This window comes from Streptomyces sp. NPDC007346, from assembly GCF_040703535.1.
GTDB lineage: Bacteria > Actinomycetota > Actinomycetes > Streptomycetales > Streptomycetaceae > Streptomyces.
Genome location: NZ_JBEYKR010000191.1, coordinates 1 through 11,100, shown reverse-complemented (window position 1 = coordinate 11,100; position 11,100 = coordinate 1). Strand labels below are relative to the sequence as shown.

The 11,100-nt window shown below is 74.1% G+C and carries 12 protein-coding genes and 2 pseudogenes; 5 read left to right on the top strand and 9 right to left on the bottom strand.

Annotation, left to right across the window (positions count from 1 at the left end; translation table 11 throughout):
• Positions 1 to 110 precede the first annotated feature (110 nt).
• A complete protein-coding gene (locus AB0917_RS31210) occupies positions 111 to 2,240 on the bottom strand; it encodes a SpoIIE family protein phosphatase (protein WP_366823051.1) in 2,130 nt (709 codons plus the stop codon).
• Positions 2,241 to 2,487: 247 nt separating this feature from the next.
• Here AB0917_RS31210 and AB0917_RS31205 point away from each other — a divergent pair, with 247 nt between their 5' ends.
• A complete protein-coding gene (locus AB0917_RS31205) occupies positions 2,488 to 3,573 on the top strand; it encodes an enoyl-CoA hydratase/isomerase family protein (RefSeq protein ID WP_366823050.1) in 1,086 nt (361 codons plus the stop codon).
• Between the two features lie 47 nt (positions 3,574 to 3,620).
• Here AB0917_RS31205 and AB0917_RS31200 read toward each other — a convergent pair whose 3' ends face one another.
• The 7 genes and pseudogenes from AB0917_RS31200 to AB0917_RS31170 all read right to left on the bottom strand — a co-directional run bounded on the left by AB0917_RS31200 (position 3,621) and on the right by AB0917_RS31170 (position 7,585).
• Positions 3,621 to 3,848 (bottom strand): hypothetical protein, encoded by a 228-nt coding sequence (locus AB0917_RS31200; RefSeq protein ID WP_355293668.1) that lies wholly within the window; start codon positions 3,846 to 3,848, stop codon positions 3,621 to 3,623.
• Between the two features lie 74 nt (positions 3,849 to 3,922).
• The gene (locus AB0917_RS31195) at positions 3,923 to 4,411 is read right to left on the bottom strand and encodes a hypothetical protein (RefSeq protein ID WP_366823049.1); all 489 of its coding nucleotides are present in this window, start codon (positions 4,409 to 4,411) and stop codon (positions 3,923 to 3,925) included.
• A 97-nt stretch (positions 4,412 to 4,508) separates the two neighbouring features.
• Positions 4,509 to 5,023, bottom strand: a pseudogene (locus AB0917_RS31190) (SRPBCC family protein).
• A 156-nt stretch (positions 5,024 to 5,179) separates the two neighbouring features.
• Complete coding sequence (locus AB0917_RS31185) at positions 5,180 to 5,767, bottom strand: hypothetical protein (protein WP_366823052.1); 588 nt, start codon at positions 5,765 to 5,767, stop codon at positions 5,180 to 5,182.
• A gap of 75 nt (positions 5,768 to 5,842) precedes the next feature.
• Positions 5,843 to 6,832, bottom strand: a complete 990-nt coding sequence (locus AB0917_RS31180; protein ID WP_366823048.1) for a DUF6286 domain-containing protein — start codon at positions 6,830 to 6,832, stop codon at positions 5,843 to 5,845.
• The gene (locus tag AB0917_RS31175; RefSeq protein ID WP_366823047.1) at positions 6,829 to 7,056 is read right to left on the bottom strand and encodes a hypothetical protein; all 228 of its coding nucleotides are present in this window, start codon (positions 7,054 to 7,056) and stop codon (positions 6,829 to 6,831) included. Before AB0917_RS31175 ends, AB0917_RS31180 begins: the two co-directional genes overlap by 4 nt.
• Before the next feature lie 4 nt (positions 7,057 to 7,060).
• Complete coding sequence (locus AB0917_RS31170; RefSeq protein WP_366823046.1) at positions 7,061 to 7,585, bottom strand: Asp23/Gls24 family envelope stress response protein; 525 nt, start codon at positions 7,583 to 7,585, stop codon at positions 7,061 to 7,063.
• A 247-nt stretch (positions 7,586 to 7,832) separates the two neighbouring features.
• Between AB0917_RS31170 and AB0917_RS31165 the strand changes: the two genes are divergently transcribed.
• Genes AB0917_RS31165 through AB0917_RS31155 form a run of 3 tightly spaced genes read left to right on the top strand, consistent with a single transcriptional unit; the run spans position 7,833 to position 9,402 of the window.
• A complete protein-coding gene (locus AB0917_RS31165) occupies positions 7,833 to 8,399 on the top strand; it encodes a sigma-70 family RNA polymerase sigma factor (RefSeq protein WP_366823045.1) in 567 nt (188 codons plus the stop codon).
• Complete coding sequence (locus AB0917_RS31160; protein WP_366823044.1) at positions 8,390 to 9,064, top strand: hypothetical protein; 675 nt, start codon at positions 8,390 to 8,392, stop codon at positions 9,062 to 9,064. The genes AB0917_RS31165 and AB0917_RS31160 overlap by 10 nt, the downstream gene beginning before the upstream one ends.
• Entirely contained in the window at positions 9,061 to 9,402 is a 342-nt protein-coding gene (locus tag AB0917_RS31155) for an Asp23/Gls24 family envelope stress response protein (protein WP_366823043.1), read from the top strand. The genes AB0917_RS31160 and AB0917_RS31155 overlap by 4 nt, the downstream gene beginning before the upstream one ends.
• A gap of 231 nt (positions 9,403 to 9,633) precedes the next feature.
• Here the strand turns inward: AB0917_RS31155 and AB0917_RS31150 are convergent.
• Positions 9,634 to 10,302: pseudogene (locus tag AB0917_RS31150) on the bottom strand (NAD(P)-binding domain-containing protein); the annotation flags it as partial.
• A gap of 208 nt (positions 10,303 to 10,510) precedes the next feature.
• Here AB0917_RS31150 and AB0917_RS31145 point away from each other — a divergent pair.
• A partial coding sequence (locus AB0917_RS31145) for a cbb3-type cytochrome c oxidase subunit I (RefSeq protein WP_366823042.1) occupies positions 10,511 to 11,100 on the top strand: 590 nt, incomplete at its 3' end.

The following is an 11,100-nucleotide window of genomic DNA, read 5'->3' as shown; positions in this document are numbered from 1 at the left end:
ACCCTTGCTGTTCAGGACGCCGGGGACGTTTCGCTGAGCGTTCACTTCAAATCACAAGGATGTAGGGATATGACAGTGATTGATGCACTGAAGGTGATGCGGCACGCCCCTCATCGCTGCCCGGTGGACGGGACCTGCGCCGTGGTGTCCGGGGGAGCGGGACCGATCTCGCACCAGACGGCCTTGCCCTCGCCGCGGGGCTCGATCCCCCAGCGGGTGGCGACCGCGTCGAGCAGGAGCAGTCCCCGGCCCGACGTCGAGGTCTCTCCCGGGGTACGCCGCCGGGGCCAGGTGCTCGACCGGTCCTGCACCGAGAGCCGGATCCGCCGCACCGGCTCGGGCAGCACCTCCAGGGTCAGGACGGCCCCGCCCTCCGTGTGCAGCAGCACGTTCACCAGCAGCTCACCCGTGACCAGTTCGGCGTCGTCGGCGAACTCGGCCAGGGCCCAGTCCGCGAGCGCCTGACGCACGATCGCACGGGCGTCCGACAGCCCCTGCGGATCCGCCTGATGGATGTACTGGTGCAGCCGGGGCGCGTGCGAGGACCCCACGTCGGGGCTGCGCCGCATGACCAGGAGCGCCACGTCGTCCCCCGACCCCCACCGTTCCCAGAGCCGGTCCGAGAGATGGTCGGCCAGCGCCTCGGCCCCCGCGGGCCCGGCACTCACCTCGCTCCGCAGCGCGTCCACCCCCGTGTCCAGATCGGCGCCCGGCTCCTCCACCAGACCGTCCGTGTACAGCACGAACGTCTCCCCGGGCACCAGATCGAGCCGGGTCTCGGGGTACTCCTCGTCCTCGAACTCCGTGGAGATGCCCAGCGGCAGACCGCCGCGCACCTGCGGAGTGCCGACCCGCCCGTCGGTATGCCGGATCAGCGGCCCGAGGTGCCCGGCCCGGACCACCCGTGCCGCCCCCGTCGCCAGGTCGACCTGGGCGTAGGTGCAGGTCGCGAAGCGGTCGGTGTCCAGTTCGGAGAGAAAGCGCGAGGCCCGCGCCAGCACGGTCGCCGGGGGGTGGCCCTCGGCGGCGTACGCGCGCAGGGCGATGCGCAACTGGCCCATGATCGCCGCGGCATGGGTGTCGTGCCCCTGGACGTCCCCGACCACGAGCCCGTAGCGGTTCTTGGGCAGGGCGATCACGTCGTACCAGTCGCCGCCGACCTGCCGCCCGCTCCACGCGGCGTGGTACCGCACCGCGATCTCGCCGCCCTCGATGTCCTGTATGCGGGGCGGGAGCATCGCGGCCTGGAGCTGGGTGGCGAACTCCCGCTCCTCGTCGAAGAGCATCGCCCGCTGGAGCGACTGCGCCACGATGGCCGCGAGGCCCAGGCACAGGATCCGCTCCTCGGCGTTGAAGACCGTACGCTCCCGGTAGAACAGGGCGAGCCCGCCGAGCGATCTGGCCTGGGCGACCAGGGGCAGATAGGCCGCGGCCCGGAACCTGAGCCCGCCCAGATGCGGCTCCAGCACCGGATACCGCCGCGCCAGTGCCGCCAGGGACGTGATGAACCGCGGCCGACCGCTGCGGATGACGTCGGCCAGCGGAAGGTCGCGCTCCAGATCCCCGGAACCGAGCCCGTCGAGCGCCTCCAGCGACTCGCCGCTCAGCGCCACGATGTTCAGCGAGGAGTTCTCCACGAGCCCCAGGGCCAGCCCGTCCGCCCCCAGCCTCGTCAGTCCGCCCGGACCGGTGAGCGCCGCTGTCACATCGTCCACGGTCACCGCGCGTGACATCGCGCTGGTCGTGCGCTCGACGATGTCGGTCTGACGCTGTCGGCGCTTTTCCAGATCGAGGACGAAGGCCGAATGGGTGACTTCCGCCGTCGCGTCGCGCACGACCCCCACGACCCGGTGGGCCTTGCCGTCCTTCGACCGCAGGATGCGGGCCTGGACATGGGTCCACTGGGCCGTCCCGTCGTCCAGCGACACCCGGAAGTGGACGTTGTAGGAGTTGCTGCCGCCCGTGATGGCCTCGTCGATGGTGACGTCCAGCCGAGCCCGCTCCGCGGGCTCCAGCCGCTCCGCCAGCGAGCCGGGACGTGAGTCGTACGTCGCCGGGTCCACGCCGAAGACCGCGAGCCCCGCGTCGTCGATGTCCAGGGTCCGGGCATCGAGGTCCCAGTCGAAGCTGCCCGTCCGGTTCATGGCGAGGCGTTCCGTCGGCCCGATCTCACCGTTGGTCCTCCGGTCGGGCCGGCGGATCGCAGCGGCTTCGGTGTCCCGCCGTTCGTGGTCGGTCATGCACGCTCCGGAGATCGTCCGGCGGGGCGTGTGGCGACGCGCCCCGTAAGCCTCAATTGTCGAGCCGCTTCCACCGGAGTGCCACAGCGGAGCACCACCGAAGTTCCCTCCCGGCCCACGCGCCGGAAACCCCCGGCCGACCCCCTGCCCGCCCGGCGGCCGGAGCGTCGCAGAATGGCGGGAACGGACCGTCCGGCGCCGGGCGGTCCCCCAGGTCTCCACCGTGCCCAGTGAGCGGAGTGCACACATGATCGACGACCGGCCCGTCCTCCTGGAGACCCGCGGGCGCTCCCTGCACCTCACCCTGAACCGGCCCCGCGCCATCAACGCCCTCACCCACACCATGGTGCGGCTTCTCGACGAGGCACTCGCCGGTGCCGAGCGGGACGGGGCGGTCACCTCGGTCGTCCTGGCCGGAGCGGGCGACCGCGGCCTGTGCGCGGGCGGTGACATCCGCGCCCTCCACGACGACACCCGCGCCGGAGGCCGTGCGTCGCTGGAGTTCTGGCGCGACGAGTACCGCCTGAACGCCCGCATCGCCCGGTTCCCCAAGCCGTACGTCGCCCTGATGGACGGCATCGTGATGGGCGGGGGAGTCGGGGTCTCGGCCCACGGCTCGCTCCGGATCGTCACGGAACGCTCACGCGTGGCCATGCCCGAGACGGGTATCGGGTTCGTCCCCGATGTCGGCGGCACCCACCTGCTGGCCGCCGCCCCCGGCGAGCTGGGCACCCACCTGGCGCTCACCGGCCGCTCCGTCGGGGCGGCCGACGCCCTGCTGTGCGGCCTCGCCGACCACCACGTACCCACGCGGCGCCTGGCGGAGCTCACCGAGGCGGTGGCCGCGGCGGCGACCGAGGGCGAGGTGACGGCGGCCGTGCGGGGGTTCGCCGAGGAGCCGCCCGCCGGCGAGCTGGCCGCGCAGCGCGACTGGATCGACGCCTGCTACGCCGCCGGAACCGTCGAGGAGATCGTCCGACGGCTCCGGGCGCACCCCGCCCCCGCGGCGGCGGACGCGGCGGCGGAACTCGCGGGAAGGTCGCCCCTGGCGCTCAAGGTCACGCTCGCCGCCGTACGCCGGGCGGCCCGGCTCGGCAGCCTGGAACCCGTCCTCGACCAGGAGTTCCGCGTCTCCAGCCGGGTCCGTGAGGAGCCCGACTTCGTGGAGGGCGTACGGGCCCGGATCGTCGACAAGGACGGCAGCCCGCAGTGGAAACCGGCCACCCTCGCCGAGGTGGACGACAGCGCGGTCGCCCGCTTCTTCGCCCCCCTCGGCCCCGATGAGCAGGAGCTCGGCCTCGCCCCCGGCGCCACCGCCGGCCCGATGCCCTGAGACCGAGCCCCGGCCGACGCCCCCCCGTCGGCCGCCTGCCTGTCCGCCTACCTGTCGCTGCCGGACAGGCTCGGCTGCAACTCGCGCACCAGAGCGAACAGCCGGTCCTCGTTCCCCGTCAGCCCCGCCCCTCGCAGGGCGCGGTCGGCCTCCCGCATCGGTGAGGTGAGCAGCGGAAGATACCGGGGCGCGTCTTCCGGGTCCGAGAGCGCGGCCCGGGTGGCCTCCAGCAGGCGGACATACGCCTGCGCCGCGGCGAGCTCGTCTTTGTCCATCTCAGCGTCTCCTGGTCAGAGGTGTCGGACCGTCAAGCATCCCCCACGGGTCTGACAACGCCCCTCCGAGCCCGCTACCGCACCCCGCCGACTCCCGCCGGTGGCTCAACCTCCAGATACCGCCGCCTGCGGGGGCCCCGGTAGAGCAGCACGGTCCAGCCGAGCCGCCGCAGCACCTCGGCGCACCGGGCCAGCGCCTCCTCCTCGTGGTGCGCCGCGCCGCTGCCGGGCGGCCCGGCCCAGTCGACCCGTACCGACGCGGCCGACTCGCCCGTCCCTACCCGGTACCCGGCCGACACCCGCCGGCCCGACGCGTCGACGGCGGAGGGAGTGGCTCCGGAGCTCTCCAAGGCCAACGCGACGGCCCGTACCGGCCGGTGAAGCTCCCACGGCGCCGGTACGGCCTCCGGTCGGCCGGCCGGTCCGCCACCGGTCAGACGCCGGATCTGGAGCAGCCCCTCGAAGGCGGTCCGCACCGAGGCGGCGCGCACCTCGGCGCTCTCGGTGGGCGGCGGCCCGTCCCCCGTCGCGGGCTCGAACCCGGCGCCCCTCCCGCTGCCCATACGTCCCCCCGGCTCCGACCACGCGTACGTGCCCCAGTGTGCACCGGGCCGGTGACACTCCCCGGCGGGCCGGACCGGCGGTGTCCGGCGACACCGCTCAGGCGGCTCCCCGGAGGTCTTCCTCCACGGCCGCCTTGAGACGCTCGAGGGTGGTGCGGATGTTGCCGCGCTGGAACTGCGCGAAGGTCTTCCCTCCCGTCGCGACGCGATCGAACCCGTTGGCCAGGAGGTCCGGCCAGGAGCGCCGGTCGTCCGTCCAGGTCTCGGTGACGCGGGTGCCGCCCTCCACCGTTTCGAAGCGGTACTCCCAGGTCGCGATGGGGCCGGGAAGACGCGGGCGCCGCAGGCCGATGGCGTGGACCCGGAAGGCGAAGCGCTCGCCCGGATCGGCCGCCGTCACGGTGCACCGGGTCGTCCAGCTCACGGCGCCGCGCTTGTTGCGGCCCTCGAAGACCATGCCGACGTACGCGCCGTGCCGCTCCCCCCGTACGGTCGCCCCCCGGTTCTCCGGACTCCAACGGCCCATCGCCGTGGGGTCGCTGAGCTGTTCGTACACCTGCGCCGCGGGGCCTCGATGACGATGCTGTCCGCTACGGACATGGTGCGGGGCATGGCGCGACTCCTTGTCCACGGTCGTCGTCGGAGACCATCCGGGAGCGGACGGACCGTGGCGCCGGCACCCCGGGACCACACCTTACTCGCGAGTAGTAAGCGTGCGGTGCCGGGAGCGGTCCGGCGTACCGCCACCGGGGCCACCCGTGCCTCCGCTCACCGCGCCCGCCGCTCGCGCCGGCCGGCCACCCGTACCCGTACGTCGGTCGGCAGGGCGCGTACGCCCGCGCAGCGGCGCGCGTCCGTGACCACCCCGGCGGCGACCCGGCGCACCACCTCCGCGGGCCGGGCCTCGGGCTCGACCACCAGCGTCACCGCCGCCCGCAGCGGCCGCCCGGCCAGACGCACCCGGGCGTGCGCCACACCGTCGACCGCGGCCGCCTGCGAGGTCATCGCCCGCTCCCACGCCCGCCGCCGCAGCGTCAGCCCGGCACCCCGCAGGCCCACCCACCGGGGCCCGGACGTCGCCACCTGCGCGACGAACCACCGGACGCACAGGGCCAGCACGAGAGCCAGCGCCACGACCACGACCGGTGTCCACCAGCCGTTCTCCCGCAACCGGGCCAGTCCGCCGCGGTCCAGCAGCGCCCCTTCGGCGGCGCGCCCGGACCACCAGGCCGGCACCGCCCGCCCCACCCGGCCCAGCCCCGAACCGTCCCCGACGGCCAGCAGAGCCCCGCCGCCCAGCAGGGCGAGGCCGACCGTCCCGAGCAGCACCCGGTTCACCGCGCCACGTCCGATCATCGACACGCTCGCCCCCTCCCCGCGCCGCCGTCCGTCACACCGCCGACGCCACCGTTCGTCACACCGCTCACGCAGTCATCCGTCACGCGGCTCATGCCCTTCCGTATCTCCGCCGTTCCGTATTTCCGCTGTTCCGCCGTTCCGCGGCCCGTCCCGAGGATCGTCCCGAGCGGCGCCCCCGCCCCACCGCACCCGGACCCGCAGGGCGGGCGGATCGGCCGGCCCCAGCTCCAGCAGGCCCGCGCCCATCGCCCGGAGCGCCTCGGCGCGCACCTCCTCCGGGTCGCCGTACCCCACATCCGCCCGCACTCCCGCCCGCCGGTGCCGCACGCTCACGCGCGCCCGGACCACCCCGGGAACCCCGAGCGCCCGCTCCCGCAGGATCCGGGCCGCCGCCGTACGGTCCAGCGCGGACCGCACCCCCGGGGCGGGCGCCGCCATCCGCAGCCGCCGCCGCAGCCCCGGCAGGAGGGCACTCCCCAGCAGCCAGGCGCCCGCGAGCGCCGCGACCGCCCCGCCGAGCCGTACCGAGGAGTCCGCCGGGCCGTGGGCCGCCGCCCAGTCGAGCACCGCCGTACGCCACCCGGCGGGGGCGCCGCCGAACCGGACCGCGACCACATCGACCAGCACCAGCCCGCACGCCACGGCCCCCACCGCCGCCAGGACCGCCGCGGGAACACGCCGTTGTGCCCGGATACGGGTGGCGGCGCGGCCCTTGCCGCTGTCCGAGCCGGGGGCCGCCTCCTCAGCCTCCGCAACCGGTGGGGGAGCGCCGGCCGACAGCGCGTCGACACGGACCTCGGCGCGCGGCACGGACAGACCCGTCAGGGCCGCCGTCCGGGTCTGGGCCCGTTCCCGGATCCGCCGCGCGGCCTCGTCGGCCCGCACGGGGTAGGGCAGCCGCACACCGACCGCGATCCGCGCGGAGGCCCCGCGCACATCGGCCGAACCCCGGATCACCGAACCGCCTTCGGGCAGCGCCTCGGCGGCGGCCCGCTCGGCGATCCGCCGGACCGCCCGAGGGGCCACCGTCGTCGTACCGCGCCCGCCGGCGGGGACCGTCACCGCCGCCTCCCCGCCACCGAGTCGAGGAACTCCCGCAGCCCGGTGCCCCGGTCCACGAGATGACCGGCCAACCAGCCCAGCGCGCCGAGCGCGGCCACCACGAGGAACGCCCCGAACCCCCCGAACCAGCCCGCGAACCCCAGCGCCATGCCCGCGGCGGCACCGATCGCGCCCCGGCCCGGCACACCGCCCGCCGGGCCGGACCCGTCCACCCTGCGCGTCACGCCGTCACGCCACGCGGGTCTCGGCCACGGCGGCCTCGTCGTCGTCCTCGGGCAGGTGCACGTCGTTCACGGTCACGTTGACCTCGACGACCTCCAGACCCGTCGTCCGCTCCACCGCCGCGATGACGTTCTCGCGCACGTCGCGCGCCACATCGGTGATCGCGACGCCGTACTCGACGACCAGGTCCAGGTCGATGGCCGTCTGACGCTCGCCCACCTCGACCTTGACGCCCCGTCCGACGTTCGGCCGGCCGCCCGGCACCCGGTCACGCACCGCGCCGAGCGTGCGGGAGAGACCGCCGCCCATGTCGTACACGCCCGGGATCTCCCGGGCCGCCATCCCCGCGATCTTCACCACGACGGTGTCGGCGATCGACGTACGGCCCCGCGTCGCCGCCGGCTCGGACGCGCCGATGGCTCCGTGCCCCACGGTCGTCGTACCGCCGACCGTGCCGCTCGGCTTCTGCCCGCCCGCGCCCGGCCCCGTGCTCGGGGTGGGTACGGCTGCCGCTGTCTGGGTGGTGGTCATGGAAACTCCTCGCCTATCGCTCGGTTCGTACCGCCTGACACCTCGTTGGACACGCTGTCCGGCGATTCATCACGCGGGTTCCCGGAAACTTTCCGCCGATCCCTCTTTCGAAAGCCGGGGTCGGGGCACACCGGTGCGTGACGTTCCGGCGCGCCGTGTGTCCAACGGACAAGAACCGACAGGACCGAGAAGGTGCCGTGGAACCTACTGAGGGAGGGGCTGGTCCGTGCCCGGCGACGGGAATCAGATGACGGAACGGGCGCCGGACGGCGTCCGGGCCGACGAGGCGCTGCTGGTCGTGCGGGCCGGGGAAGGTGACGAGGAGGCGTTCGAGGCGCTGGTGCGGCGGCACAGCCCCGCCATGCTGCAACTCGCGGTGCGGCTCCTGGGGGGCCGGGCGGATGCGGAGGACGCCGTTCAGGACGCCTTCGTCAGCGCCTGGCGAAAACTGCCCGAGTTCCGCCGGGACGCGTCCTTCCACACCTGGCTCCACCGCATCGTCACCAACCGCTGTCTCAACCGGCTCCGCTCCCGCAGACCGGCGGCGGACCTCGACTCGGTCCCCGAGCAGGCCGCCCCGGAGCACCAGGCGTCGCCCGCCCGCGCCGTCGAGTCGCGGGCCGCGGCCGACGCGCTGGCCGCGGCGATGACGGGCCTGTCGCCCGAACAACGTGTCTGCTGGGTGCTCCGCGAGATGCAGGGACTGTCGTACGAGGCCATCGCGGACACGGTCGGAATCAGTCTGCAGGCGGTCCGCGGCCGGGTCTTCCGGGCCCGCCGCCACCTGACGGAGGCGATGAGCTCATGGCGATGAGCGCCAACCCCGACCGGCCGGAAGAGAGCCGGTACGAAGAGGAGCAGCGGCTCGCCTGCGGGCGCACGCTGAGCGACGTCTGGGACGCCTGGGACACCGGCCGAACAGCCGACGACCCGCACGTCCCGGCCTGCCCGCACTGCTCGGCGGCCCTGGCCGGACTCGACGGCCTGGGCGATGCCGTACGCCGTGCCCGCGCCGAGGAACCCGGCGTGCCGGAGACGGCCACGGCCGCGGTCACGGCCCGGGTGATGGACCTCGTCCGGCTCGAACTGCGCCCCGGGCACTCGCTTCCCCTCGGGGAACCGGAGGAGGACCAGTGGATCGTCGAGGCGGCGGCCGCACGGCTGCTGCGAGCGGCGGTCGACGCGCTGCCCGGCGTACGGGCCGGGAGCTGCCGGATCGCCCCGCTCGACCCTGCCGACCCGACGGGCCCGGTACACGTACGCGTCGAGGTCGTGGCGAGCCTGGACCGGTCACTGCCGGACCTGGCCGACGCCGTGCGCGCACGGATCGCCGCCGTCGCCGACCGGGACATCGGGATCAGCCTCGGCGCGGCCGATGTCCTGGTCGTCGACATCATGGACGACGACCACTCCTACGGCGACGGCGACGATGGGGCAGACGGGTACGAAGGCCACGGCACGGGAGGAGCAGGGCGATGACCACCGACACACTCCGCGACCGGCTCGCCGAAGCGGCGGCCGGCGCCGCCCGGGACGTCCCCGGCGTCGCCTTCCTGCGCCCCGGCGTCGTGGACCTGCTGCGGACACGGTTCGCCGGCGGGGCCTCGCGCCTCGTCATGGAGCCCGGCGCGCGGGCGCAGGGGGTGCGGGTGAGCCGGGACGAGGCCACCGGTGCCTGGCACATCGACATCCGTCTCGTCCTGCACCGCGGCCACCGTGCCCTCGACGTCACCCGGGCCGTACGCGCCGCCACGCTGGCAGCGGTCCACGCCGAGCCGTCGGTCTCGGTGCGGGTGACGGTGACGGGGGTGGTGTGAGGGGCGGGCCCCGGTGCGGAGCCGGCTGCGAGGGCTGCCCGGCACCTGCCCCGGCACGGATGACGACTGCGGGGGCCCGAGACCGCCCCCGGCACGGATGAGGACTACGGGGCGGCCCGGCGCCGAGCCCCGGTACGGGTGGGGGAGACGAGCCGCCCCGGCGGCCGCCTCACCCGCCCGGCCCGGATGCACGGGATCACGCCCTGGTCGGCCCGCCCCCCTCCGCGCGGATCAGGCGCGCCACTCCGCGGTGCGGTCCGGCGACGCCTCCGCCAGCGCCTTGACGATGGCGTCGGCATCGCCCCGGTTCCCGTACACCGGTGTCCCGGGCTGCTGACGCCACGACTCGTCCAGGCCACCGGCGTCGACCGTGTCGAAGCCGAGCTCGTCGATGAGGTCGCGGACGGCCTGCTTGGCCGCCGGGTCGTCCCCGGCCACCGGCAGCGCCTGCCGTCCGGGACTGCCCTGCGGACGGCCCCGGTCCAGGATGTCCTGCGCGTAGGTCCCGTTGAACGCCTTGATCACGGGGTGGCCGATCTGCTGCTCGGTCCACCGGCTCTCCGGAAGCCCGTCCTCGATGGCGGCGATCTCGCCGTCGCGCTGCTGCGGGTAGTAGTTCCCGGTGTCGATGACCGTGACGCCCTCCGCCGCCCCGTCCAGGAATCCCGCGGGCAGGTCGGGCACGGCCTTCAGCGGGACGGTCACGACGACGATCCGGGCGTCCCGGGCTGCCTCGGACGCGGCCACCGGGGTGGCTCCCGTCTCCTCGGCCAGGGCGGTCAGGGTCTGGGGGCCACGGGAGTTGGCGACCGAGACCTCATGTCCCAGTGCGGTCAGGCGCCTGGTGAGATTGCCGCCGATGTTGCCCGCGCCAATGATGCCGATCTTCATGGATCCGACCTTCCGATGCCTGCTGAGTGGGGAGGAAGTGGTTCTGTCGCTTCACCAACTCCGCTGCCCGGGGAGGTGTTCCGGGCCGGTGTGGGCCATTTGAGTGTCCTTGCCGGTCGCTCGCGCGGGACGGGGAAGGATGTCCCACCGGACCGATCGCCGCGGGTCCATCCTGGTCGCCGAGTCCAAACGGGCCGTTGACCGAAGGAGCGTCGCAGTGACGACGAGGGGCATCTCGCAACCGGTGGAGACCGATGCCGCCGAAGAGGACGAACTGCCGGTACGGCTCAAGGAGCCGGGCAACGTCGTCATCAAGTGGCTGACCACCACCGACCACAAGACGATCGGCACGCTCTACCTCGTCACCTCCTTCGCCTTCTTCTGCGGGGGAGGGCTGCTGGCTCTGGTGATGCGGGCCGAACTGGCGCGCCCCGGAATCCAGCTGATTTCGAACGAGCAGTTCAATCAAGCGTTCACGATGCACGGCACGATCATGCTGCTGATGTTCGCCACGCCGCTGTTCGTCGGGTTCGGCAACTGGATCATGCCGCTCCAGATCGGGGCGCCGGACGTGGCGTTCCCACGGCTGAACATGCTCTCGTACTGGCTGTACCTCTTCGGCTCGCTCATCGCGGTGGCCGGCTTCCTCACCCCGCAGGGCGCCGCCGACTTCGGGTGGTTCGCCTACGCGCCACTGAACGACGTCGTCCGCTCGCCGGGCATCGGCGCCGACATGTGGATCATGGGTCTGGCCTTCTCCGGCTTCGGCACGATCCTCGGCTCGGTCAACTTCATCACCACGATCAT

What these genes read in the sequence shown, in the direction of transcription:
- AB0917_RS31210 (WP_366823051.1), bottom strand. Translation starts at nt 2,240, where the DNA reads ATGACCGACCACGAACGGCGGGACACCGAAGCCGCTGCGATCCGCCGG.
- AB0917_RS31205 (WP_366823050.1), top strand. Translation starts at nt 2,488, where the DNA reads ATGATCGACGACCGGCCCGTCCTCCTGGAGACCCGCGGGCGCTCCCTG.
- AB0917_RS31200 (WP_355293668.1), bottom strand. Translation starts at nt 3,848, where the DNA reads ATGGACAAAGACGAGCTCGCCGCGGCGCAGGCGTATGTCCGCCTGCTG.
- AB0917_RS31195 (WP_366823049.1), bottom strand. Translation starts at nt 4,411, where the DNA reads ATGGGCAGCGGGAGGGGCGCCGGGTTCGAGCCCGCGACGGGGGACGGG.
- AB0917_RS31185 (WP_366823052.1), bottom strand. Translation starts at nt 5,767, where the DNA reads ATGATCGGACGTGGCGCGGTGAACCGGGTGCTGCTCGGGACGGTCGGC.
- AB0917_RS31170 (WP_366823046.1), bottom strand. Translation starts at nt 7,585, where the DNA reads ATGACCACCACCCAGACAGCGGCAGCCGTACCCACCCCGAGCACGGGG.
- AB0917_RS31165 (WP_366823045.1), top strand. Translation starts at nt 7,833, where the DNA reads ATGACGGAACGGGCGCCGGACGGCGTCCGGGCCGACGAGGCGCTGCTG.
- AB0917_RS31160 (WP_366823044.1), top strand. Translation starts at nt 8,390, where the DNA reads ATGGCGATGAGCGCCAACCCCGACCGGCCGGAAGAGAGCCGGTACGAA.
- AB0917_RS31155 (WP_366823043.1), top strand. Translation starts at nt 9,061, where the DNA reads ATGACCACCGACACACTCCGCGACCGGCTCGCCGAAGCGGCGGCCGGC.